At 41.0% G+C, this 24,633-nt stretch carries 18 protein-coding genes; 8 read left to right on the top strand and 10 right to left on the bottom strand.

From position 1 onward, the window contains the following. Positions 1 to 67: 67 nt before the first annotated feature. The 4 genes from D1013_RS17415 to D1013_RS17400 are packed head-to-tail and all read right to left on the bottom strand — an operon-like array spanning position 68 to position 4,201. Positions 68 to 2,095 (bottom strand): M3 family metallopeptidase, encoded by a 2,028-nt coding sequence (locus D1013_RS17415; protein WP_121850040.1) that lies wholly within the window; start codon positions 2,093 to 2,095, stop codon positions 68 to 70. A gap of 18 nt (positions 2,096 to 2,113) precedes the next feature. Continuing rightward, positions 2,114 to 2,515: a hypothetical protein gene (locus D1013_RS17410; protein ID WP_121850039.1), complete on the bottom strand. Its 402-nt coding sequence runs from the start codon at positions 2,513 to 2,515 to the stop codon at positions 2,114 to 2,116. 23 nt (positions 2,516 to 2,538) lie between these two features. Beyond that, the gene (purE, locus tag D1013_RS17405; RefSeq protein WP_121850038.1) at positions 2,539 to 3,027 is read right to left on the bottom strand and encodes a 5-(carboxyamino)imidazole ribonucleotide mutase; all 489 of its coding nucleotides are present in this window, start codon (positions 3,025 to 3,027) and stop codon (positions 2,539 to 2,541) included. Position 3,028: 1 nt separating this feature from the next. Next, a complete protein-coding gene (locus tag D1013_RS17400) occupies positions 3,029 to 4,201 on the bottom strand; it encodes a 5-(carboxyamino)imidazole ribonucleotide synthase (protein WP_121850037.1) in 1,173 nt (390 codons plus the stop codon). Between the two features lie 108 nt (positions 4,202 to 4,309). On the opposite strand from D1013_RS17400, the gene D1013_RS17395 reads away from it, so the two are divergent. From D1013_RS17395 to D1013_RS17375, 5 genes are all read left to right on the top strand, one after another. Then, the gene (locus tag D1013_RS17395) at positions 4,310 to 5,416 is read left to right on the top strand and encodes an adenylate kinase (RefSeq protein WP_121850785.1); all 1,107 of its coding nucleotides are present in this window, start codon (positions 4,310 to 4,312) and stop codon (positions 5,414 to 5,416) included. A gap of 12 nt (positions 5,417 to 5,428) precedes the next feature. Continuing rightward, the gene (locus D1013_RS17390; RefSeq protein WP_121850036.1) at positions 5,429 to 6,139 is read left to right on the top strand and encodes an SIMPL domain-containing protein; all 711 of its coding nucleotides are present in this window, start codon (positions 5,429 to 5,431) and stop codon (positions 6,137 to 6,139) included. Positions 6,140 to 6,256: 117 nt separating this feature from the next. After that, a complete protein-coding gene (obgE, locus tag D1013_RS17385; RefSeq protein ID WP_121850035.1) occupies positions 6,257 to 7,276 on the top strand; it encodes a GTPase ObgE in 1,020 nt (339 codons plus the stop codon). Positions 7,277 to 7,283: 7 nt separating this feature from the next. Next, positions 7,284 to 7,808: a DUF4136 domain-containing protein gene (locus D1013_RS17380; protein WP_121850034.1), complete on the top strand. Its 525-nt coding sequence runs from the start codon at positions 7,284 to 7,286 to the stop codon at positions 7,806 to 7,808. Positions 7,809 to 8,029: 221 nt separating this feature from the next. Then, entirely contained in the window at positions 8,030 to 8,392 is a 363-nt protein-coding gene (locus tag D1013_RS17375) for a hypothetical protein (RefSeq protein WP_121850033.1), read from the top strand. 25 nt (positions 8,393 to 8,417) lie between these two features. Here the strand turns inward: D1013_RS17375 and D1013_RS17370 are convergent, their stop codons facing one another. From D1013_RS17370 to D1013_RS17345, 6 genes are all read right to left on the bottom strand, one after another. Next, positions 8,418 to 14,456: an alpha-2-macroglobulin family protein gene (locus D1013_RS17370; protein ID WP_121850032.1), complete on the bottom strand. Its 6,039-nt coding sequence runs from the start codon at positions 14,454 to 14,456 to the stop codon at positions 8,418 to 8,420. A gap of 319 nt (positions 14,457 to 14,775) precedes the next feature. Then, positions 14,776 to 15,561, bottom strand: coding sequence for an SDR family oxidoreductase (locus D1013_RS17365; protein WP_121850031.1), 786 nt, complete (start codon positions 15,559 to 15,561; stop codon positions 14,776 to 14,778). Positions 15,562 to 15,576: 15 nt separating this feature from the next. Next, a complete protein-coding gene (locus tag D1013_RS17360; RefSeq protein ID WP_121850030.1) occupies positions 15,577 to 15,894 on the bottom strand; it encodes a cupin domain-containing protein in 318 nt (105 codons plus the stop codon). A 98-nt stretch (positions 15,895 to 15,992) separates the two neighbouring features. Beyond that, entirely contained in the window at positions 15,993 to 18,152 is a 2,160-nt protein-coding gene (locus tag D1013_RS17355) for an OmpA family protein (protein WP_162987941.1), read from the bottom strand. Between the two features lies 1 nt (position 18,153). After that, complete coding sequence (locus D1013_RS17350; RefSeq protein ID WP_121850028.1) at positions 18,154 to 19,098, bottom strand: PorP/SprF family type IX secretion system membrane protein; 945 nt, start codon at positions 19,096 to 19,098, stop codon at positions 18,154 to 18,156. 20 nt (positions 19,099 to 19,118) lie between these two features. After that, the gene (locus tag D1013_RS17345; RefSeq protein ID WP_121850027.1) at positions 19,119 to 21,998 is read right to left on the bottom strand and encodes a T9SS type B sorting domain-containing protein; all 2,880 of its coding nucleotides are present in this window, start codon (positions 21,996 to 21,998) and stop codon (positions 19,119 to 19,121) included. 259 nt (positions 21,999 to 22,257) lie between these two features. On the opposite strand from D1013_RS17345, the gene D1013_RS17340 reads away from it, so the two are divergent. The 3 genes from D1013_RS17340 to radC all read left to right on the top strand — a co-directional run bounded on the left by D1013_RS17340 (position 22,258) and on the right by radC (position 24,612). Then, positions 22,258 to 23,616, top strand: coding sequence for a UDP-N-acetylmuramate--L-alanine ligase (locus D1013_RS17340; RefSeq protein WP_121850026.1), 1,359 nt, complete (start codon positions 22,258 to 22,260; stop codon positions 23,614 to 23,616). Positions 23,617 to 23,696: 80 nt separating this feature from the next. Beyond that, positions 23,697 to 23,837 (top strand): hypothetical protein, encoded by a 141-nt coding sequence (locus D1013_RS17335; RefSeq protein ID WP_162987940.1) that lies wholly within the window; start codon positions 23,697 to 23,699, stop codon positions 23,835 to 23,837. A gap of 76 nt (positions 23,838 to 23,913) precedes the next feature. Continuing rightward, positions 23,914 to 24,612, top strand: coding sequence for a RadC family protein (radC, locus tag D1013_RS17330; protein ID WP_121850024.1), 699 nt, complete (start codon positions 23,914 to 23,916; stop codon positions 24,610 to 24,612). Positions 24,613 to 24,633 lie beyond the last annotated feature (21 nt).

Raw genomic sequence — 24,633 nt, 5'->3', positions numbered from 1 at the left:
GCGTAAACGGCTACAATTTATTTAAAAAGTTAAAGAAAAAATAAAGGTGCTATCAATTATGACTAGGCTATCTTTTAAGTTCTAAAAGACCGGCCCTTTCTAAGAGGGCTTCTACCTTAGGTTCTTGCCCCCTAAATCTTTTATAAAGTATCATCGGGTTTTCGGTACCTCCTTTTGAAAGCACATTGTCTTTGAATTTACTGCCTATTTCCTTATTGAAAATACCGTTCTCTTTAAAATAGGCAAAAGCATCGGCATCTAAAACTTCAGCCCATTTATAGCTGTAATAACCTGAGGAATAACCCCCTTGAAAGATGTGGGAGAAAGCCGTACTCATGCAGGTTTCAGCCGTTTCGGGGTATAGTTGGGTGCCTTCAAAGGCATTGACCTCAAACTGCTTTACATCATTTATATCAGTCGGGTCTTTCCCATGCCACGCCATGTCAAGCAAACCGAAACTAAGCTGCCTGAGCGTTTGCATACCTTCTTGAAAAGTGGCCGATTCTTTTATTTTGGTCACCATTTCCATAGGAATAAGTTCACCACTTTGGTAATGATGGGCAAAAAGTTCAAGGGCTTCTTTTTCGTAGCACCAGTTCTCCATTATCTGGCTTGGTAGTTCTACAAAATCCCAAAAAACGGATGTGCCCGAAAGGCTAGGGTATACCGTATTCGCCAACATGCCATGAAGGCCGTGGCCAAATTCATGAAATAAAGTGGTAACCTCGTTGAAAGTCAATAACGATGGTTTGCTGGGTGTTGACCGCGTGAAGTTGCAAACATTTGAGATATGAGGCCTGAAATTTCTACCATCAAGTTGAAACTGGGGCCGGTAAGATGTCATCCAAGCGCCACCTCGTTTTCCTTTTCTGGGGTGGAAATCGGCATAGAAAAGTGAAATATAATTATCATCTAAGTCATAAACTTTATAAGTTTTGACCTCTTCATGGTATTTCTCAACATCAAATACCTCTTCAAACTTGAGGTCGAACAACTTTTCGGCTACTTTGAAAACACCATTGATTACATTTTCAAGTTTGAAATAAGGTTTTAGTTTCTCGTCATCTAGATCAAAAAGTTTCTGTTTTAGTTTTTCAGAATAATAACTGGCATCCCATTTTTCTAGGTGCTCTAACCCGTCTACTTCTTTCGCAAAAGTTGACAACTGCTCAAATTCTTTTTCCGCAGCCGGTTTTGCCTTTTGTAAAAGTTCATTTAGAAACTCTTTTACCTTCTCAGGGGTCTCTGCCATTCTTTCTTCCAAGACAAAATGGGCGTGTGTTTCATACCCGAGCAAATTGGCCCTCTCATGTCTTAAATTAGCGATACGCAAAACGTTTTCTTGATTGTCGAGCTCGTCGTTATGAAAACCTTTACTGCCGAAGGCCATAGAAAGTTCTTTTCTAAGCTGCCTGTTTTTAGCGTATTTCATAAAGGGTATGTAACTCGGGTAATCAAGGGTGATCAGCCAACCTTCTTTGTCTTTTGCGGTTGCGAGTTGCGCCGCTGCCTCTTTTTCACCTTCAGGTAGCCCATCAAGATCGGACTCATCGGTGAGGTGTAGTTCAAATTTGTTGGTTTCGGCCAATACGTTTTCACCGAACTTTAGCTTGAGTTTTGATAATTCGGTGTCTATTTCCCTTAGTCTCTTCTTTTTGTCTTCAGGTAAGTTGGCTCCATTTCTACTAAAACTTTTATACTTCTTTTCTAAAAGAGTGCTCTGTTCTACGCTCAACTTTAGATTGCTTTGATTGTCAAAAACCTTTTTAATCCTTTTGAACAATTCTTCGTTCAGGGTAATATCATTGCTGAACTCAGAAAGTAATGGGGAGACTTCTTGAGCTATCTTTTGAATTTCTTCATTTGTTTCCGCAGAATTCAAATTGAAGAAAATACTTGAAATACGGTCTAATTGTTGGCCAGTGAATTCTAGAGCCTCAATAGTGTTTTCAAAAGTTGGCTCTTCGTTATTTTCCGTTATGGCATTGATTTCTTTTCGTGCATCTTCCATAGCCTGTAAAAAAGCAGGCTTAAAATGTTCGTTCTTGATTTTAGAAAAGGGTGCTGTTTCGAAAGGTGCCAATAATGGATTCATATATGAGATTTCCTTAATTTAAATTTTAATACTATTTGTTCTAGACTGAAAATAGGTTGTAAACAAATCTATCGATAAAGCAATCAATGCCATAACAAACGATAGAATAGCGCCTGTGTAGAAGGCATTGTTTCTATCAGGGTCTTTGAGCAACCGGTCTCTCACCACCCTGTATTCTTCGGTGTATTCATTGAGGTCGATTTGCCCATTTCCGTTAACATCCATAGCCTCTAGTTGAAAGCTAAGATACTGAGCATTGACGGCCATAACAATCAAAATTAAGATATACATCGAACAGAACAACAAAGAACTTCGCCAAACGCATTTCCAGTAGGGGTCTTTGGTTTTTCGGCCCAAAAAGAGCAAAATGACAATTCCGGTTATACCTAGGATAAATCCGATAAAAGATGGGGTGTTCATAGCGTGGGGGACTAAGAAATAAATTATTGTTTTTTGAGGCTTTTGGCCCCATCAATCACTTTTTGTTTTAAACCTTCTTTATACTTGATGACTTTGTTGAGTAAAGATTCGTTAGTACTTCCTAAAATTTGAGCGGCCAGAATACCTGCGTTCTTTGCACCGTTGAGTGCCACCGTTGCTACAGGAACGCCACCGGGCATTTGGAGGATGGATAAGACCGAATCCCACCCATCGATAGAGTTACTGCTCTTTACCGGCACACCTATCACGGGTAAGGGCGACATTGACGCAACCATACCAGGTAAATGTGCTGCACCCCCGGCACCAGCAATGATGACAGCGTACCCATTAATATGGGCATTTTTGCTGAAATCGAACAGTTTTTCAGGAGTTCTATGTGCGGATACTATATCGACATCAACATCGATTTCGAATTCTTTTAAAATATCTATGGCATCTTGCATTACGGGCAAATCACTTGTGCTGCCCATGACTACGGCTACTTTGTTCATATTATTTACTGATGACTTTTATAGTTTCTTTTACGCGCTGGGCGATTTCCCTTGCTTTGGCAATATCAGGGTTAACGATGGTTACATGGCCCATTTTTCTAAAAGGGCGGGTCTGTTTTTTACCATAGATGTGAGGTGTAACCCCTTTTAGGCCCAAAATATCTCTCATGTTCTGGTATTCAACATCACCCGTATGACCTTCGGCACCTACCAAGTTGACCATGATACCGGCAACTTTACTTTGAGTATCGCCCAAAGGCAGGTCGAGAATAGCCCTGATATGCTGTTCAAATTGATTTGTATAACTGGCTTCAATGCTGTAGTGACCGCTATTATGGGGCCTTGGGGCTACTTCGTTGACCAATATTTCATCATCTTTGGTCTGAAAGAGTTCAACTGCCAAAAGGCCCACATGCTTCATTTTTTCAGAAACCTTCAAAGCGACTTCTTGAGCTTTTTGAGCAACCTTATCATCGATTCTAGCAGGACAAATCACATATTCGACCTGGTTGGCCTCAGGGTGAAACTCCATTTCAACCACGGGATAGGTTTTGACTTCGCCGCTTGCACTTCTACAAACGATAACCGCCAGTTCATTTTTGAAGTCGATCATTTTCTCGGCAATACATTCGCCTGAAGGAAGGTTTTCCAAATCTTCAGCTTTACGAACTACCTTGACTCCTTGCCCGTCATATCCGAAACGCGCAGCTTTCCATATAAAAGGAAATTGTAGTCCGCCATTTTCAATACTGTCCTTAATCTCGCTTTTGTAAGCAAATCGGCTAAAATCAGCAGTGGGTATACCGTTATCAACATAAAAAAGCTTTTGGGTAGCCTTATTCTGAATGGTGCGCAGTGCCTTCGTGGGCGGGTAGACCGTTTTGCCTTTGTTTTCAAGTTGTTCTAGGGCGTCTACATTTACATTCTCTATTTCGATGGTGAGCACATCGACATCTTCCGCGAATTTGATTACCGTGTCATAGTCCATAAGGTCACCCTTGACAAAGTCATTGCAGGCAATTTTACATGGGGCTTCGTCAGAAGCATCTAAAACTTTGGTCTTGATATCAAATTTTCTGGTCTCGTAGAGCATCATTTTTCCCAATTGACCACCACCCAAAATACCTAGGGTGAAGTTCGATGAAAAATAGCTTTTGTCGTTTTTTGTTGGCATGTGTATGATAGTTGGCACAAAAATACGGCGAATTCCCAAAACCGCAGTCGGGGTGTTAAAAAAGAGAAATCAAAGTGCTATATTTGGCATTTCTCAATAGATTTTGTGTTGATAAAACTACACGATAAACATTTTAAACCGTTTTTGAACGAATCGCAGATTCAAGATGCGGTAAAGGCTGTGGCCGAAAAGGTTGCGGCCGATTACAAAGATGAGGTGCCTATTTTTGTGGGCGTACTCAATGGGGCCTTTATGTTCGTTTCAGACTTTTTGAAACATTACCCATACGATTGCGAAGTATCTTTTGTAAAGCTAAGCTCCTATAGAGGTCTTACCTCTACCGGTATTGTAGAAACCCTGCTTGATGTATCTGAAGATATTGAGGGTAGAAGCGTGGTAATTCTTGAAGATATTATCGATACCGGAAGAACCCTTAAAGAATTGGTGCATCTTTTCTCGAACGCCAATGTAAAAGAGTTTAAGATAGCTAGCCTCTTCTACAAATCAGATGTTTATAATGGGGAGTACGCCATCGACTATTGGGGAATAGAAATACCTAATAAATTTATTGTTGGATATGGTCTTGATTATAAAGAATTGGGCCGTAATCTTAAAGAAGTTTACCAACTAAACCATAAGCATATGATCAATCTCGTACTGTTCGGGAAACCGGGTGCAGGAAAAGGTACCCAGGCAGAATTTTTAAAGGAAAAGTACAACTTAAAGCACATTTCAACTGGAGACCTGTTCAGGTACAATATGAAAAACAATACCGAGTTGGGGCAGTTGGCCAAGTCTTATATCGATAATGGCGACTTGGTACCTGATGAAGTAACCATTAAAATGTTGGAAGATGCCGTAGAGAAGAACCCCGATGCCAGTGGCTTCATATTTGACGGTTTTCCGCGAACTGCAACTCAAGCGGAAGCTTTAGACAATTTTTTACAGGGAAAGAATATGCGCGTTGATGCTACCATCGCATTGGAAGCCAATGATGAGGTGCTTATTGACCGTTTGCTCGAGAGAGGTAAGGTCAGTGGTCGAAGCGATGATCAAGATGAAGAAAAAATCAGGAATCGCTTCGATGAGTATAATGAAAAGACCGCGCCTTTGAAGGATTACTACGAGGCTCAAGGCAAGTTTCATAGCATTAACGGAATAGGCGCCATAGATGAAGTCACGCACCGCTTAGGTAAGGTGATCGAAGAACTTTAGCATTCATATTTTATGAAAGACCTGAACTGGATTAAAACGCTCATTCTAGCCATAGCGATCATGGTAGCCGGTTATTTTGTCGGCAATATGCATCGTTTGGGCAAGAAGTACGATAGATATGTTCAGGTGAAGGGCCTATCGGAACGTGAAGTAGATGCCGACCTAGCTGTTTGGCCCATGAATATTTCACTTACAGGAAACGATTTGGTGACCCTACGACAAGATATTGAGGGTCAAAACCAAAAAGTAGTTCAGTTTTTTAAAGAACAGGGTTTCACCGATGATGAACTTACCCGAGGCACCATTAATGTAACCGATGCAAGGGAGAATATCTATAACAATAGTTCGCAATTTAGCGAGTATCGATATTTGGCAACGATTGAAATAACCGTTCGCACCAGTGATATACCACGTTTGCAAAAAGCTTTGGCCGAATCTTCAGAACTAATTTCTGACGGAGTTCTTTTAGGTTCAAAGAATTCTTGGAGGCCTATAGAATATATGTATACCAAGCTAAACGACCTGAAACCGGAAATGGTTGAAGAGGCGACCAAAAATGCCAGAGAAGTAGCTGAGAAATTTGCGCGTGATAGTCAGGCGAAGGTGGGCGAAATTCGAGTGGCTAGGCAAGGGCTCTTCTCCATAAGCGATCGTGATCAAAACACTCCACAGATTAAATTGGTACGGGTCGTGTCCACTATCGATTTTCAATTAGAAGATTAATTCTCTTTATCCAAACTTAAGGTACCTATTTTCTCCTATTTCTTATCTGTCAAGAGCTATCTAATATTACGTACTTTTGTAATCTATTTTTTTGATGGCAATCTGAAATACTAAGATATGACTGAGGGCAATTTTGTTGATTATGTAAAGATACATGCTGAATCCGGAAACGGAGGAAAGGGGTCCGCTCATTTACATCGTGAAAAGTACGTGGCGAAAGGTGGACCGGATGGTGGAGATGGAGGCCGAGGCGGACATGTAATTATTCGCGGCAATGAAAATTTATGGACTCTGGTCAGTTTCAAGTTTAAAAAGCATTTTCGCGCCGGACATGGTGAACATGGCGGAAAACAACGCAGCACTGGTGCCGATGGCGAAGATATTTATGTAGATGTGCCCTTAGGTACCGTGATAAAAAGTACCGATTCTCAAGAGACCCTTTTTGAAATTACCGAACATGGCCAAGAGAAGATGCTCGTTGAAGGCGGAATGGGAGGTAGAGGCAATTGGCACTTTAAGACGAGCACCAATCAAACACCAAGGTACGCACAGCCGGGTATACCAGGGCAAGAAATAGATGTTACCCTTGAGCTTAAAGTCTTGGCCGATGTTGGTCTGGTGGGCTTTCCGAATGCAGGTAAGTCTACCTTGCTATCTGTAATCACGAGTGCTAAGCCGAAAATTGCCGATTATGAGTTTACGACCTTAAAGCCCAATTTAGGTATCGTACAGCATCGAGATTTTCAGAGTTTTGTAATGGCCGACATCCCAGGAATTATCGAGGGAGCCGCAGAGGGTAAAGGTTTAGGTCATTATTTTTTAAGGCATATTGAGCGAAATGCGACGTTATTATTTTTAATTCCTGCCGATAGTAAAGATATTTCAAAAGAATACGACATCTTAATAGATGAATTGCGCAGGTACAATCCTGAATTATTGGATAAGGAAAAGCTTGTTGTAATCTCTAAAAGTGATATGCTCGATAAAGAGCTGATGGATGAGATGCGCGAAGAGCTGGATAAAGAATTTGATGATGTACCCTACATGTTCATTTCTTCAGTAGCGCAACAGGGTATTACTGAGCTGAAGGATAGGCTTTGGGCTATGTTGAACGATAACAAGGTTTTAGAAAAATAGAGGTTCTATGCGAAGGTTTGTAGTCATAATATCCATCTTATTGCTCTCGGCCTGCCAAGCGGTAAAGGTGTATTACGATTATGACAAGGAAACGGATTTTTCTAATTACACTACCTATAATTACTATCCTGATATACAGACAGGCCTAAGTCAATTAGACGAAAGGCGGCTGTTCGATGCCATTGATTCAGAACTTCAACTAAAGGGAATTCGGTTTTCCGAAGATCCTGACTTTTTAATTGATGTAAAAACTCGTTTTTTTAGACCACAGCAAACCTCCAACGTAGGGGTTGGGGTAGGTGGTAATGGCCGAAATATGGGCGGCGGCGTTTCTATTGGTATTCCCGTGGGGCAGCCTAACGAGAAAAGAGAGATTCGCTTCGACTTTGTATATAGTAAAAAAGACCTCCTGTTTTGGGATGCCGTTAGCGAAAGCAATTTTAAGGAAAATACCGGGCCAGAAAAGAGAGAAGAAATTATCAGAAAAGTAGTAGCCAAAGTGCTCTCAAAATACCCTCCTAAAGCTAAATAAGTAGGTTTAATCTTATCAATGTGAGTCTTTTAGATTCAATAGAGGTAAGAATACTTCCGCTGTTGAAAACTTTCAATCTTAGCGATTCTCGAATTATATATTTTTAGCTATCTCTATTGAGATTTTGTTGTGTTCGAAGCCCCATCGACCACAGATGGTGGTAAATCTATCATGGTAGAAATCGATTAGTTGTTCTCCATAAAGGTAAATTGAAAGTTGATATGCCAAGGCTCGCGCTATACTATGTAGAGAACCATAAAATTGAAATTGTTCAGACTATTTTAGGAAAAGAACAAGTTCTTCTCAATGGTGTCAAAATATCCGAATCGAAGGCTACGGCGGGGTCAAGGCATGTTTTTAGTGTCAATAAGAACAATTACCGTATTTCTAGACGCGACCATAGCAAAGTAGGGCGAATGAATACCTATGAGATTCAAAAAGATGGTTCGCCCGTGGCCCTTATCAATGTAGAACAGAGCCAATCAACTTATATATTACTTCTTATTATCATTGTAGGCGTTGGTTGCGGCTATATATTCGGTTCTTTCTTCTACCAACTTCTATTTACTCCGGAGACTATCTAACAACTTCAGTAGTTGTAGAATGAAGTTATTGTTCAACCTTCACTCTATTTCCCTCACTATGGCTGCTAAATTCCGGAGCATACATACTTTGAACGGTTGTAATGCCATTGCTAAATTCACCAGCATTGTTTACCCTTAAATCATACTCAAAAACAAATACACCTTTTGGCAACCGATCAAAGAAGAAATTGGTGCTGGCATCTTTAGTGCTCTCATAGTAGCCCAACCCGTCTTGCCATTTGTAGCTAGAAAGAACATTTACGGGCTCAAAACCAGCTGCCCTCATATCTTTCATATGAACGAATTCCATTTCTCTATCAGAACACAACTCAATTCTTATGCGAACTAAATCGCCCACTTTCAGGTTGGTACTGTTGGTAATCTCCGATAGTTTTTCGCCCGTATCTGTGTTCGTTTTTAAGAATAGTTGCTTTTTAAGCTTTAGGGGTGTTTCCGCAGAGGTAATTTTATCCAAGTCTTCAAAATATTGCCAGTACAAGGCGCCCCAAGAAATTCCATCACCCTTTTTTGTCATTTCCACTTGGGCCATTTCTGGTTGTATTTCGGAAGGTTCCCAAGAGGTTTTAAAATATCCGGTGCCTGCTTCGGTCTTTACGTTTTCTAACTGGCTAGGGTCTATCGTTTTATTGCCAACGGTTACTTCTACCGCGTCGGTAACCGAAACCCAATCACTTCCGCTTAGCAATAGGGAGTAAATGGCTTCCGTTGTCGCCTTGGTAGTGGCCCATTGGTTGGTCTGCTTATTTTTTAGGAGCCAAATCTTTAGCTCATCGACCGTTTGAGTGTCCTTGGTAATTTCCTCAAAAGCCTCTATCAATAGCGATTGGGTTTCGATAGGGGCTTGGTACCAATGCCAAGAGGCGGTATTGTTTTTCCAGTAACGGCCAAGTTCTTCATTAAAAACACTATTCTCTTTAAGAGACCGAAGAATCAATTGGGCGGTCTTGTGATTACCATGTCGGGAAAGGGCCAAAGCCAACATTCCCTTACTGTAAAGACTTTGTTTTGTCCAGTATTTTTCGGCCTGAGACCAATAATAGTCCATCGTCTTCTCCACCTTTACCGAAGTTTTATAATCATTGAAAAAACTTCTCATATACAGGTAGTGGATCTGACTTTGGCTTAAATGGTTCTTCTCAAGGTCAGTCGAATGTTTTTTCATTCGTTCGTATTCTTCTACAAACTCATCGTCTAGATACTGAAAGGCTCTTTGAATACTTGATTCAAGATTTGATTGCTCAAAGGCAAAGGCCACTTGCAATTTTTTAAGATGGCCCAAGCCGGTAACAATGTGTTGGGTAATTGTACGGTTATCAGGACCATTTTGAAACCAAGCCCATGCTCCGGAAGCCTTTTGGTTTTGAACCAATTTGGCCAAAGTAGTGGTCTGTTGCGCTTTTAGATTGTTGAGTTCGAAAAGCAGTGCGATTCTTTTTTTCTGTTCGCTTTCTGATTGGGCGTCACGCAACCAAGGGGTTTCTTGAATCAAAAGTGATTTTAGCTCTTCATTTTTCTCCAGATTGCTTTTGAGGGCACCGGTTCCTTTCCATTGCTCAAAAACATTTTTCATTCTAGGGTTCGAGTTGATGATGTGGCTGGCCAATGTATTGGCATAAAACCTAGAAAAAATCTGTTCGTTACATTCATATGGATATTCCATAAGGTAGGGCAGGGCCTGCACGGCATACCAAGCCGGGTTGGAAGTCACCTCTAAAGTCAGTTTATGATGTTCGAGAGAGCTCGAGGAGTTTTCCTTTAATTTGGTCAATTCAAATTTCTTCGTCTCGTTACCTTTTACCCACATAGGCAAGGTTTCGGTGACCAGCATTCGGTTGGTAAGAACAGGCAATAAATTTTGCTCTCCATCTGAATAATCTCCGGCCTTTGCCACGATTTTGTATTGTACGGCTTGTAAGCCTTCCGGTATTTGTAGTCGCCAGGATGCTTGAGTGTTTCCACTAGAATCTACCTTGAAATTTCTCTCTGTTGTTCCGGCTAAAAGCTGCGGAGTTAGATCCTTACCATTAACGGCATCCGTCAGTTCTATATAGACGCTACCTGAAAGGGATTGATTGGTAAGGTTGGCAATTTTAGTGCTTATTTGAATTTCATCTCCTTCCCGAAGAAAACGAGGAGCATTAGGAATGACCATTAACTCTTTTTGGGTAAGGGTTTCCATAGAGGTAACCGTGCTGTTCAAGTTCTTGGTATGCGCCAATAATTGAAGTTTCCAACGGGTGAGTGCTTCGGGACTTGTAAAGCTGAAGCTGACATTACCTTCTTTATCGGTTTGCAAATGAGGATAGAAAAAAGCAGTTTCCTGCAGGTTGGTTCTGGCACTTACTACCGACGGGCCTTCTTTTTCTTCTGAAGATGGTTCAGATGCATTTTCAACGGTGCTCTTTTCTTTTTTCGGACTTTGCCCCACTTGAACCACTTCTTCCAAAGCTTGACCGGCCATATCAGCTTCGGCATCCATCGCTGTCATTGGCGCAGACCTTCTTAATGTCATGGTACCATAAGGTCGATTCTGTGCTCCACCAAAATAAAGGCCAAAGAAGTTAAAAGAATCGAACGATTGAACCTTATAGTTATAAATGGTGTTATCTAAATGAGTTCTAAATGAACCGCTACCAAAACTGGTGTAAGCGTTGGCATACGATTGGGAATAGTAAATGGGCCTGTAAAGCGGGCTAAAACTCCACGAATGTGGTCTGAAAGCATCCAGCGAAGCGTCGTACATACTGGCCAATAGTTCCGAACTTATTTGGTCTCCATTAGGTCCTTTTATTTTGAAGGACCATGTTTCTTCGCTTCCCGGAGCAATTTTATCCCTGAAGGTCAGTGTTTCTATTTCTAAATCCGTTTTTGGATAAGGAACCGAAATCTGTAAAGAGCCAGATTCGAAAGAATTATAGGCCGCATAAGTGTAATTAATGGCAAATCCGCCTAAATCAGCTTCATCAATCTTCACTTTGAAGGTCTTGCTATTTCCGTTCAGCGTAATGATACGTTCATCAACTTTTTTTCCGTCTTTTTCTACAAATACAGAAACGCTCAAATGATCGGCATTACTCGAAAGAGTGATTTCTGCGGTATCACCTATTTCGTAATTTTCTTGGTCAGTACTTATATCAAAAAGTTGATTGTCCGCAAGAACTTTATCTTTTTCGCTATGTAGAGTTGTAAATGCTTTATCTTTTACTTCGTTGCCAAATTTATCTTTGGTTTCGAGCTGTAATAGATATTTTCCCGAGGGCCATTTTTGAATGCCTTCCAATTGAATCTCGGTGGTTTTTTCAGTATCAAAATTCAGTTCTTTAACCACTTTACCCAGTGGCCAGTTTCTGAAATCTTGTTCATTTTTATAGGCGTCGTGAGGAAAAAGCTCTTTAAAATCTTCTTTGTTCCAATTTTGATAGTCAGGTGCTGGCCAAGGTCTCTGCCTTAAAACGTAGTTGGGCGCAGACAATTTGTAAATCTTTATAATCCCTTTCACGGGCACGAACTCTCCATTTAGATTGGTAGTATTGATGGTTAAATTGGTTGTTTTTTGGTCTTTTTGAAGGTTCTCAGCAACCTGAATTTGTGCGTTTATTGAGTGATAGCCTACTTTTACTGTTTGCGAGGTACTCTGTGTCTCTCCGTTAATATCCGTTACATCGGTTGTGATTTCATATTCAAAAGTAGGTAGAGCCTCTTTTGAAATACTCAAATCGGGAATGGCCCTGAATGTAATACTGTACTTGCCATTAGCATCGGTCTCCGTTTCTCCGTGAACAATTTCCTGTTCAGAAATCGGATACCTGGGCCATGACCAAGAATACCATCGTGGTAGGTTGACAACCCGCTTAACCCTGTAACTCACCTTAGCTTGTGTGATGTTGCTTCCGGCATAAGATTGCGCTTTGCCGGTAACCGTTATGCTATCATTGACCTGAAAGGTTTCTTTTACGGGATTAAAAGAGGTCTCGAATTTCGGCCTTTTATATTCTTCGACCGAGAACGAGGCATATCCGTCAAGATTTACGGCTTCACTGTCGACTTGTAAGCTAAAATCACCTGTTAAAACCGAACTGGGTAAGGCAAACTCTCCTGAAAAAGAACCAAATTCGTTGGTCTTTAGTTTTTGGGAGCCAATAGCCTGACCGTTGACATCAATCAATTCTACGGTGACCACAGTATTGGGCAATACTTTAGAACTTTCTTTGGTATTGGTCGTCGCGATGCCCTTAAAGTAAAGGGGTTGCCCAGGTCTATAGATGCTTCGGTCTGTAAAAAGAAAACAACTATTGTCTTTTGGGCTATTATAATTTATATATTTCTCACTTACGTAATAATCTCCAAACACCGCTTTTTCTCCTTGGCTATCTACTTCAATTTTTACACTGCTCCAATTTTCATTGGCCAGAGAAATGGTTACTAGACCTAACTCATTGGTTACCTCAGTTACTTGTTTTCTAGGCTTATTATAGTTTTTGAGATAGCTAATTTTTACTTCGGCCCCTTTTACTGGTTGACCATTGTTTCGGTCAATTAGTTGGTAGGTGGTTTCCGTATTGTTTTTGGTTTCAACTATGGCTAAATCGGTTACTTGCAATTCGCTATAGGCAAACGTCTCATTTTTTTTGGATGACGGCCTGGCCAACAACAGGTATCTTCCGTTGGGCATTGGGGGTATTTTAACCTCGATACCGTGCTGTTGAAAGTCTCTTTCATTCTTTAAATCAGCAGACCAACTCATAATCGACTTCAAGTTTTGAACAAAGGCCAATCTCTTTTCCTGAGGATGGATTTTATTAAGCTGCTCCAGCTCTTGAGCCGAAACGGCATGGGCAGACAATTGTAGTCCGTCTACATTTTTATAATTCACCAACAGGCGGGCTGTTTGGTTAATAGGAAGGAACTTTTCTGTAGTTAGCTGAAGGCTCTGAGCCTGAATTTGTGATTGTAAGGCTTTGCACTTTTCGGCACCGTAACTATCCGGATAATTGGCAATAACCTCTTCGCAAATTTGCAGTGCTTCTTTTTGCTTCCATTGAACTTCACCCTGGTTTTTCGGGTCATAACTATTTCCTTCGTTATGAAGTTGTTGGGCTATTTCATATCGGTAGAGTGCAGAAACCTCATGGTGCTTTAGGCTCTCGGCGGTATTTTTTAAGACTTCAATATAAATTTCATTTTTGTTTTCAAAAACGGCATTTTGCAAGGTGAATTTTAACCGGTCGATATCGACATGGGTCAAGGCGAAAGGCTCAGGGTCTTGAAAATGAAATTTTATCAGGTCTTGGTAAGTTTGTAAGGCCGTTAACTGAAGGGAAGTAGAATCTTTTGCAACCAGTTCTTTTTGTGTGAAATCATATGCTTCACACAGTAATCCTTCATCTGAAATCTCGAATTTATAGGCCGGTTGATTGATGCTGTTTTCGCTCGTTTCATAAAAATCAAGAGCGTTATGTGCCAGAAGGTCGAAAAGCGCCGGACGGTATTTTTCCGAGTTTTCTTGTTTGCTAAGAAGCGTTTCATAGGTCTTTAACGGGCTATTTTGAAGCAACTCCTCATTTTTTAGGCTTTCCTGAAAATGATAGTTGATTTCTGAAAATAGGGTAGCTACATCCCATGTTCTGAAGTCGTTTTGCTCGACCCTCGTAATAATTTCAGTACGGCCGTAGAACCGATATCTGTTTTGTTGCAAGTACTGCCAATACAAATTGGCCAAATAGTTATGCAATATATTTTTGGTAGGTGAATCGGTGTTTTCTATTTCCTTTTTGAAATCTTCTACAATGTTGAATTGGGCATTTTCTTCTAACACCATTGCATATTTCGATATAAAAAGTAACGACTTTACCGTTTGCGCCGTGTTGGACTCTTTTTTGGCTTTTTCTTGAATGGTTTGGGCCACTTTCAAAGCAGATTGTGTCAAATCTTGCGTTTCAAGCTTTTCAATTTGCTTCCAAAGACTGTCATAAGAGTTGCCGCTTTGAGAATGGGCCATATGTGAAAAAAGTAGGGTCATCAATATGAATGATAGTTTCTTCATGCGAATAAATTTACGGGATAAAGTTGCTCAAAATCGATGCCAATCAGAATTCATAATGAGCGAACGGTGCGATTTGGTTAGGGAAATTGGCCTGTAAGTTAGCGCATAGCGACAATCATGAACAGACCGAAAATTAAATGAGTTAAGAAAAAGGGCAAATAAACTCATTAGAGCACAACCGAGGGTTTAGTTTTGCCTTAAACATAAATCCCCCCGATACAATGAATAATCATTTTTTAGATACTTGGGCTTCTTCGCTAAAATCAACTTTCGTTTTACTCTTCTTACTTATCTCGTTACTTTTCATAGCGTCATAAACCTATAAACTCTTAAGCAATCCGCCATCTATCGGAATTTGGGTGCCCGTTATGTATGCGGCATTTTCAGAGGCTAGAAAAGTGGTTAAATACCCATATTCTTTCGGGTCTCCAATGCGTTTAACAGGAACCTTTTCTTCCATGTCGGCCCTGACCTCACTCTGATCTATGCCAAGTTGTTGTGCTTTTTTGGCATTGAGCTGAGATATTCTTTCCGTATCAAAATAACCCGTTAGAACACTGTTTACCGTTATGTTAAAGCTTCCCACATCAGAAGCCAATGATTTGGCCCAGGTTACTACGGCGGCACGTATTGTATTTGATAGTGCTAGGTAGGAGAGAGGCTCCTTTACCGACACTGAAGCTACGTTGATAATTCGGCCCCATTTGTTTTCTTTCATCTTTTGCAAAGCCAATTCTGTGGTAAAAACTACCGATTTAAACAGGAGGTCAAAGGCTTGTTGGTAGTCGTCGGTATTTTTCTCTAACGTATTTCCGGCAGCAGGCCCTTGGGTGTTGTTTACTAATATGTCTACGGAGTTGTTCGCAAAATATTGGGAAATCGTTTTCTTATATCCTTCCAAATCTGAAAAATCAACTTTTAAAAATTGATGCGATTGTCCTTGGTCTGTGGGTAACTCGGAAACGATTTGGGCCAATTTATCTGCACTACGTGCCATTAGGGTAACACTGGCACCGCTTTCGGCCAATTGTTGTGCTATAGCTTTACCAATACCACCACTACTACCACCAACCAAAGCTTTTTTATTTATAAGGGATATCTTCATAATCTAATCTGGAATTTATTTGTATTCTTCACGTACGGGACTAAACACGTCCATTAGTTTGCAGGGCGTTATGGCTTTACCGCTATGAACGGCAAATGACGGAATAACAACGACATCGTTAGTTGTGTAAATTTTAGTAACGCCATCAACCGTAAATTCAAACTCACCCTCCAATACTTGCATCACTTGTTCATGCTTGTGTGAATGCTCTGGAACTTGAGCACCTTCTTCCACATTCCAATATGCGATGGAGAGTTTTTCACCATGAATCATTTTGGCGTGGTAGCCCGGCATAATTTCTTTTACAGGTATGTGGTCGACGTTCAAATGCATAGCTAAGTTTTATGCAACTAAGATACGTGAATGCCCTACCAAAAACGAAAAACCCCAACGATATTATCGCCGGGGTCTTTTTAAGCATGACTAAATTTTTAGTTCCATTGAACGACTACCAGTTCGCAGCGACGGTTCCACTCATGGTCTTCTTCGGTACAACTGTTTTCTGTATCGCAATGGACGATGGGTTGCGATTCTCCGTACCCTTTTGAGACGACTCTTGAACTGTCAATTCCATTTTTGACCAAGTACTCCTTTGCGGCATCGGCCCTTTTTTGTGATAGTTCGCGGTTGTAATTGCTATTACCTCGTATGTCGGTGTGGGTGCCTATTTCTAGCACCATACCTGGGTGGTCTTTCATTATTTTCACCACCTTATCCAAACGGGCCCTGGTTTCCCTTCTCAAATACCACATGCCATAGTCAAAATGGATTTCACCGGTTTGTAGAAGGGTACGCTCTTTATCTTTTACGATACCTTCTTCTTGAGCAATGATTTTTTCTATTTCTTTTCTTCTTTGCTGCTTGGCCTTCTCTTTAGCTATCGCCTGTTTTTCTTTTTGTTCCGCCTCTTTCTGAAGGCGCACTTTTTCTTTTCTAAGTTTTTCTTGCTCGGCCTTAAGCTCTAATTCTTTTAATCGTTTGGCCTCAGCAATTGCTTTTTTTTCTGCCTCCTCCTTTTCTTTTTGAAGGGCGATAGCCTCTTGCTTGGCAATCTCCTCTTCTGATAACAATGAGAGCGAAGCATCTTTTACCGCTTTTCGCTCTTTATCTGTTACGACGGTTTTAGAGGCTGTTTCGTACCCTGCTTTTGTCGCCGTAATTTTATAGTTCGATGCGCATTCTACCGAAAATTTAAAGGATCCATCCGATGAGGTTGAAATACTTTCAATTGAAGCTGTTACTGAGTTTACCAGTTCTACCTTGGCATTTGCTAATGGTTGATTGGTGGTCTTGTCTGTAATGATGCCTGCAATGAATTGCATACAATCCTCTATAACCAAAGGTTTGGCTTCTTTAAAAGAATAGATATCATCACTTCCTTTGCCTGAAGGTCTGTTGGAAGAGAAATAACCGCTTTTTCCGTCGGTGTTTAGGGCCAATGAAAAGTCGTCATAGCCACTGTTTACCGGAAACCCTAAGTTGTTTGGTTTTTGCAATTCTCCATCCTTTACTTCCGATTTAAAAATATCTAAAAGTCCATACCCAGGATGCCCATTGGAGGCGAAATATAGGTTGCCCTCAGCATCTATATGCGGAAACTGCTCTTTTTTGTCGGTATTGATGTTAGCTCCCAAGTTGACGGGGTTGCCATAACCGTCTTTTTGAATGTCAACATAGTATAGGTCAAAACCTCCTTGCCCACCTTCACGATCTGACGAGAAATAGAGTTTGGTTTCATCTGGACTTAGTGCAGGATGCTCTGTTGAAAAGTCTTTTCCGTTAAAAGGAAGCTCTTCAATATTCTTCCATTCGTTCTCTACCCATTCCGCTTTGTAAAGCATTAGATGACTTATTTTTTCATCTGTTTTATGTTTGCTGTTTCGGGTAAAATAAATGGTCTTTCTGTCCTTTGTTATGGCAAAAGTGCCTTCGTGTAAATTGGTATTTATTCTTTTAGAAAAGCTTTTACTTATGGTGTCACCTAAAGTTAATTGCCCTAAGGGATGACTGTAAAGATCTAAATAGCTTTGATTGTTCCATCGGTACAACTTAGACAGCATTTGATCACTTTTCTTAGAGGCCGCATAAATTAATAAGGAATCAACCACTGCCGCACCAAATTCTGATGATTCGGTATTCAAGGCAAGGCTTTCGATTTCAAAACGGTCGCCAATTGCCGCTATGTTATCAAGATAGGTTCTCTGAGTCTTAACTAGTGAAGCCTTTTCAGGGTGCCTATCTTTGCTGTAATGGGCAATTAATGCATCGTCTGCCTGCTCGTGCTCACCAATTGCTTTTAAAGACTGGCTGAGTTTGAAGTAGTAAGAATCATTCAACTTATCACCATAGTGATTTGCTAAATATTGGTACCAGCGAGCAGCGGATTTCATCTGAAAAGTATGGTAATACGAATCTGCGAGGTTTTTAATCAGTTGCGAACTTTTGTTTTTTGGCAAGAGTTCTTCGTACAACGGAATGGCATCTGCATAATAGGCCCTGCTAAAATACAGGTCGGCTCGCTTGATATCTGCCTGGGCGCATACACTTTTAAAAGAACCCAGAACCATTAGTAAGAACAATAACTTCTTCATATTAATAAAATCTGGGGGATTTGTCATAGCCTTTGCCAAGACCTAAAAGGTCAAGGTCAAAAAGCACGAATATTTCGTGGGAACCAGAACTATAATCGCTCAAGTTCGATAAGGTATAATCATAGGCATAGCCAATTCTCAAAGACGGAAGCACGGCAATATTGAACATGGCACTTACCGAATCTTCCAAACGATAAGAGAGTCCGCCTTCAATACGGTCATAAAAAAGGGCATTAAGCGAAAAGTCTACCGTTAGCGGAGCACCTTCAACTATTTTTGCCAATACCGAAGGTTTCAGTTTGATATCGCTATTGAGTTCATAAACGTAACCGGACATAGCGAACAAGTGTATTTTTTCAGAACCTATTCGGTTGATACCATCCCTGTTTTCCAAGTGTTTTGAAGTGAGTAAATTGGGAGCTGAGAGCCCGAAATAGAATTGCTGCCTGTTATAAAAAGCGCCCACACCAATATTAGGGTAGGTGTTGTTCAGATTCTCGTTGAACGCTTGGTCATCTTGAAATTCCGGCAGCATAAAACCATTGAAATTGGTCTCAAAGGTGGTGAACCCTCCTTTTAAGCCTAAAGAGAGGTTGCTCTTTTCAGTAAGTTTTAAGATATAGGCAAAATCAGCATAAATGTTGTTTTCCTTTAAGGCGCCATCGCCAATCTCATCCTTAACTAGTGAGAGACCCATTTCTATATTGGAACTTACCGGGGCATGTGCAAAAAAGGTCAAAGTCTCGGGGGCGCCCACGGCATTCTTCCATTGCGAACGGTACAGGCCTCCAAAATTCAGACGGCCCAAGTCATTGGTCGTATAGGCCGGGTTAACCACGCTCATGTTATACATGTATTGCGTGTATTGCGGATCTTGCTGTGCAAACGCCCATGACTGTGCGAGAATCAAGAGGCCAACTATCTTTATGATGTGTTTTTTAAACATGTAATCGGTTTTTTAGAAGGTTAGCGGTTGAGGTATAACCTTCCTTGAATTGGTTGGTGGCCATCTTTGTTGTAGTTAATAACGTAGAAATAGACCCCGTTCGGAGCGGTTTTTCCTCCTTCAGAACCATCCCAAGCCGGGTTGGAGCGGTCTCCTTTAAAGAGTGAAGCGCCATATCTATTCAGGATTTCCAAGGTGAAATCAGGAAAAATAATTTCTATGTTGGGAACAAAAAATGTATCGTTTCTGCCATCGGCATTCGGTGAAAACCCATCAGGAATAAAAAACCCGTAATCTTCGGGGTCGCAATTGGTAAGGTCTACCGTAACGGCCATTCTTTCGGGGTTCATACAACCGGTATCAGGGTTGAAGCTTACGGCGTAATACGTTGTTTCCGATTGTAAAAGTGTTTGGTCATCAAGCGGATTACCTTCTTCGGGTGTGTCATACCAAAGCACTTCATAAGGGTTGTCTCCCTCTATCGTACGCAGGTCGTAAATAGTTGGGTTATCTAAACCGCAAAGTGCGATGGTACTAAAAGCCAGGGAAACTGGTTCCAATCCGTATACGGTAGGAATTATTTCTACCCTCTCTGTACTACTACAACCGGTCGATTCGGTATTGGCGGCAAAATAGCTGGTGCCATCGACCAGAAGGGTGCTATTGTCCAAGGGGTTGCCTCCGGTAGCATTGTCGTACCATGTTACCGTACCATTTGCAGAAACCGATGGGTTCAGTTCTAAAACGGTTGCTTGTTCAGAAGCGCAGAAGGTAGGATTTGTATTTAAGGCGGATGGTCCCTCGGGATTGGATAGGGTGGTAATCACCCTTATTCTATTGGATCCCTCGCAATTATTGTTGGGGTCTGTATTCGAGATAAAATAATCTTCTCCATCTACCAATTCCGTATCTAATGGTAATATGTCCATATCGGACTCGGTAGCATAAAAGAGGATTTCCCCGTTGGCAGTTACTTGAATATCGGCTAAAGAAGGTGGATTGCTAGCAAAATCACTAAGACAGAAATTTTGATTGAGTTCGGCTATAGGTAAGGCTGGTATTCCTTCAATAGCGAAATTTTCACTTTCTTCAAATTCAAAAGTCGTTCTACAGGCGGTGGTATCGTCTTGTGTACTTCTCACACTAACGGTATAGTTTCCTTGCTCTAATGATGCAACGTCCAAATCGTAAGATGCCGTACCACCCTTAAAATTGATAGTGTTTTCCAATACCACCTGACCTGAGCTTTGGCTAACAACATCATAGGTGATGTCATAACTCCCATCCGCAAGATTGGGTGCGTCAATTTGGACCTCGATTTGTGTTGCGTTACATGAATTATCAACCAGCAGGTCAAGAACTATATCAGCAGGAGGTGGAATTACCGTAAAACTTGTAGTGATATCGCAGCCGAGGGTAAATCCGCTTTGAACCGTTAAAGAAATATCGTACGAACCTGCTTCCGGTAGTTGCAAAGCTGGAATCTCAAAGCTTCCATTTCCAGAATTGAAAGCAACATCCGAGATACTGAAATTCGACTCAATACCATCGGTATCGGTAATTGTATAATCGACATTATAACTTCCGTTAGCTAGACTTAAAGAAGCATCATGAATATTGGTAAGGGAAATAGGTACGTCAGAACCCAAGCAGCTATCGGTAGCTGTGGCATTAGGGTCTGTAACAATAAAATCTACAGGTGGTACTTGAATGTCAGGGCATACTTCGGCACCTAAAGATTCTATTGAAATGGTAACAATCTCGTTCATCGGTACCGTGCTTGCGTCAATATCAAAATAACCCGTACCATCATTTGCCAGTACTATTGATGTGGTAGCGCTAAAAGTTCCACTAAGGGAGGATAATGAATAGTTGCCCCCGTAGGTGCCATCACTTATAAGGGTCGTATTGTAAGAACTTAGTTCAACTCTATAGGTATTTGGGCCAGAACAGAAATTAGTAGCCTCCATCGTTCCTTGCAAGGTGGGCAAAATGATAATATCTACAGATGTCTGACTGATGGTACAAACGGCATGTGAAGGGTACACCGTATAGGTGAAAGTATAGGTGCCGGGTCCGTTATTGTCCCTTATGGCCTGAACGTCTACCGTACTATCGGTCAAATCATCTAATTGATTAGTGGAAGGCCCTTCTGACCAAGTACCATTGATATCCTCATCAACCAGCAGCGTATTGAGGTCATAATTGGTCATTGACGAAAGGTCGTCAGAGGTGCATACGGTCAACGCTGAGCCAACCCCAGAGTTGGCCGGTCTTTGTACTTCTAAAATGAGGCTAACCTGTCTGCTAGGGCACGTGCCTACCGAAGGTACGGTATGGGTGAATTCATAAATTCCTACACCGGCATCAGCAGCATTGAAAAAGTTTTGTGTAAGATGGTCTCCGGCACCAGGTGTTACAGCGGCCCAAGACCCATTGAAATCTTGAAATTTGCCCTCTGTTTCATCACCGATAAAGCTATGAAGGTTTACAGCGGGGTCGTCGCCACAGGCATCGGCACTTCCGTCGATATTGTCCTCGCCGGGGTAACCCCCAAGAATGACCGTAACAACGGCCGATTCCCCACAATTATCATTGGTATAGGTAAACTCGTGAAACCCTGAATTCTTTACATCCCAAAGGTTTACGATACCCGTATTCCTATCCAAGGCAAAAAAGTTAGCTGGGTCATTGGTAGACCAAGATCCTCCGAGGGTAGGGGTGCCGCCTAATTGCGCGAATAAATCAAAGGTTTTGTTATTCTCATCGGAATCTTTATTACAAACGGTTACCGAGTTATCGGTTCCCGCACATTGAGAATACATTTCAGAAGTGAAGAGAACTGCCAGTAAAAGCAATATGCCATTTACCAAGAATCTCTTCTGCTGTAGGTTTGTCATGGTAGGTCGTTTTAAGTTGGATCTCTCCAACCTACTTGTGGCAAATGTAATTTTACCCCTATCCCTATGGGAATATTTGTTGTGTAGCTACCGTTTTGAAGGGTGAATCTTACATTTTAAGTAGCTTGTGGTCTGAAAAATGCTGCATTTGGTCGATAAAGGCACTGGTTTTATTACATTTTTCAGAAAGGCTTTGAATTAGTTGTAGGTCTATTTGTTCATGAAATCAATGTCTATATTTGTGGCAAACAATTCATAGATGCAGATTCATTTTATAGCTATAGGAGGTAGTGCCATGCATAATTTAGCGCTGGCCTTGGCACACAAAGGATATACAATAACGGGTAGTGACGATGTAATTTATGAACCTTCTAAAAGCAGGTTGAAAAAAGAGGGGTTGTTACCAAAGGAGTTTGGATGGTACCCTGAGAAAATACATGCAGAATTGGATGCTGTTATTCTAGGTATGCATGCCAAACCTGATAACCCTGAGTTATTAAGCGCCCAAGAATTGGGCTTGACCATTTATTCCTATCCTGAGTTTCTCTATGAACAGTCAAAAAATAAAACACGGGTCGTAATCGGAGGTAGCCATGGCAAGACCACCATTACATCAATGATTTTACATGTTCTGAACTATCACGATATAGAAGTAGATTTTATGGTAGGCGCCCAATTAGAGGGTTTCGACAGAATGGTTCATTTGACCGAGCATAACGACTTTATCGTACTTGAAGGCGATGAGTATTTATCATCACCAATTGATAGAAGACCTAAGTTTCATCTCTATAAGCCCAATATTGCCCTTTTAAGCGGTATAGCATGGGACCATATTAACGTATTCCCGACTTTTGAAAATTACGTAGAGCAGTTTCAGATTTTTGTAGATACCATCGTAAAGGGTGGCAGCATAACCTATAACTCTGAAGATGATATCCTCAAAAAAGTGGTAGAAGCATCTGAAAACCCCATTCGTAAGTTGCCTTATAGTACACCTGAATATGAAGTTGAAAACGGTACTACACTTTTGCATACACCAGATGGACCAATGCCAATAGAGGTCTTTGGCCAACATAATCTCAATAATTTGGCCGGTGCCAAATGGATATGTCAGAATATGGGAGTCGATGAAGATGATTTCTACGAGGCTATAGCCACTTTTAAAGGGGCTTCGAAGCGATTGGAAAAACTGGCTGAAAGCAGTGATTCCGTAGCATTTAAAGACTTTGCGCATTCTCCCAGTAAAGTGGCGGCTACCACACGGGCAGTAAAAGAGCAATACCCCGATAGAAGAATGGTTGCCTGCCTAGAACTACATACATACAGCAGTTTTAATCCTGAATTCTTGAAAGAATATAGAGGCGCTTTAGATGCAGCTGACGAGGCCATCGTATTTTACTTGCCCGAATCGGTAGCCATAAAGAAACTAGACCCTGTATCGCCAGAACAGATAAGAGAAGCATTTCAAAGAAGTGATTTGCGCATATTTACTAGTTCAAGCGATTTTCACGAATTTATACTGGACCAAAATTTTATTGATAAAGTATTGCTATTAATGAGTTCAGGTAATTATGGCGGACTCGATCTGGAAGAGTTAAAAAGGAGGATAGCCCCTTAAGTCCATTTGTTGTAAGAAAATATGTCACATTACAATTGGTTGGCATAGTACGTGTTACGTTGTTTTCTAAATTGGAGATTATGTTCAAGAAACTATCGATGGTCTTATTGGCCGTCATGCTTGGCATGTCAAATGCTATTTTGGAAGAAAACAGGACTTTAACCGACTCTAGACTGTATCCTAAGAGAACTGAGATACCCGCTGATGACGACACTTTATAATATTCATTGCACAGGATTTATATTGTTTTGAAATTCGGCCAACATAATCCAAGCTTTAGTTCGCTATCTTTATAAAATGGCACAGGATAACACTTCATTTTCTATTAAAAACTGGTCAGATGATGATAAGCCCAGAGAAAAATTGTTGCAGAAAGGGAGGTCGGTTTTATCGGATGCCGAGCTCATAGCCATTCTAATCGGTTCCGGTAGTAGAAACGAAAGTGCTGTCGACTTATCGAAACGCATATTGGCATCCGCCCAAAACAATTTGAACGAATTGGGTAAACTTTCCATAAAGCAATTGATGGAATTTAAGGGAATTGGTGAAGCAAAGGCCATTACGATTGCTGCCGCACTGGAGATTGGTAGAAGAAGAAGGGGAGAAGACGCCTTGAAGACTTCAAAAGTAGGAAGTAGTAGAGATGCCTTCGAGATACTGCAACCCATTTTAGGAGAACTTGAGCACGAAGAATTTTGGATTCTTTATATGAACAACTCAAATAAGGTGCTTCATAAATCACAATTGAGCAAAGGCGGGTTGACAGGTACGCTGGTTGATGTACGTATTGTTATGAAGCAAGCGCTAGAGATAGGAGCCGTGGCTTTGATATTGGCCCATAACCATCCGTCAGGGACATTGAAGCCCAGTCATCAAGATAGAAAGATAACCCAAAAACTTAAAGTGGCTTCAGAAGCTTTGGACATTAAAGTTTTGGACCATTTGATCATTACCCAAAAGGATTATTATAGCTTTGCGGATGAAGGGATATTATAAATAAAACTCCCTGAAAACAAT

It is taken from the genome of Euzebyella marina, from assembly GCF_003687485.1.
GTDB lineage: Bacteria > Bacteroidota > Bacteroidia > Flavobacteriales > Flavobacteriaceae > Euzebyella > Euzebyella marina.
The sequence above is the reverse complement of the archived record's forward strand: the minus strand, read 5'-3'. Positions and strand labels throughout refer to the sequence as shown.

Excerpts from the sequence above, each read along its gene's own strand:
- D1013_RS17360 (WP_121850030.1), bottom strand. The coding sequence starts at position 15,894 with ATGCATTTGAACGTCGACCACATACCTGTAAAAGAAATTATGCCGGGC.
- D1013_RS17345 (WP_121850027.1), bottom strand. The coding sequence starts at position 21,998 with ATGACAAACCTACAGCAGAAGAGATTCTTGGTAAATGGCATATTGCTT.
- D1013_RS17415 (WP_121850040.1), bottom strand. The coding sequence starts at position 2,095 with ATGAATCCATTATTGGCACCTTTCGAAACAGCACCCTTTTCTAAAATC.
- D1013_RS17410 (WP_121850039.1), bottom strand. The coding sequence starts at position 2,515 with ATGAACACCCCATCTTTTATCGGATTTATCCTAGGTATAACCGGAATT.
- D1013_RS17335 (WP_162987940.1), top strand. The coding sequence starts at position 23,697 with ATGTTCAAGAAACTATCGATGGTCTTATTGGCCGTCATGCTTGGCATG.
- D1013_RS17340 (WP_121850026.1), top strand. The coding sequence starts at position 22,258 with ATGCAGATTCATTTTATAGCTATAGGAGGTAGTGCCATGCATAATTTA.
- radC (WP_121850024.1), top strand. The coding sequence starts at position 23,914 with ATGGCACAGGATAACACTTCATTTTCTATTAAAAACTGGTCAGATGAT.
- D1013_RS17350 (WP_121850028.1), bottom strand. The coding sequence starts at position 19,098 with ATGTTTAAAAAACACATCATAAAGATAGTTGGCCTCTTGATTCTCGCA.
- obgE (WP_121850035.1), top strand. The coding sequence starts at position 6,257 with ATGACTGAGGGCAATTTTGTTGATTATGTAAAGATACATGCTGAATCC.
- D1013_RS17355 (WP_162987941.1), bottom strand. The coding sequence starts at position 18,152 with ATGAAGAAGTTATTGTTCTTACTAATGGTTCTGGGTTCTTTTAAAAGT.
- D1013_RS17375 (WP_121850033.1), top strand. The coding sequence starts at position 8,030 with ATGCCAAGGCTCGCGCTATACTATGTAGAGAACCATAAAATTGAAATT.
- D1013_RS17390 (WP_121850036.1), top strand. The coding sequence starts at position 5,429 with ATGAAAGACCTGAACTGGATTAAAACGCTCATTCTAGCCATAGCGATC.
- D1013_RS17370 (WP_121850032.1), bottom strand. The coding sequence starts at position 14,456 with ATGAAGAAACTATCATTCATATTGATGACCCTACTTTTTTCACATATG.
- D1013_RS17365 (WP_121850031.1), bottom strand. The coding sequence starts at position 15,561 with ATGAAGATATCCCTTATAAATAAAAAAGCTTTGGTTGGTGGTAGTAGT.
- D1013_RS17400 (WP_121850037.1), bottom strand. The coding sequence starts at position 4,201 with ATGCCAACAAAAAACGACAAAAGCTATTTTTCATCGAACTTCACCCTA.
- D1013_RS17380 (WP_121850034.1), top strand. The coding sequence starts at position 7,284 with ATGCGAAGGTTTGTAGTCATAATATCCATCTTATTGCTCTCGGCCTGC.
- purE (WP_121850038.1), bottom strand. The coding sequence starts at position 3,027 with ATGAACAAAGTAGCCGTAGTCATGGGCAGCACAAGTGATTTGCCCGTA.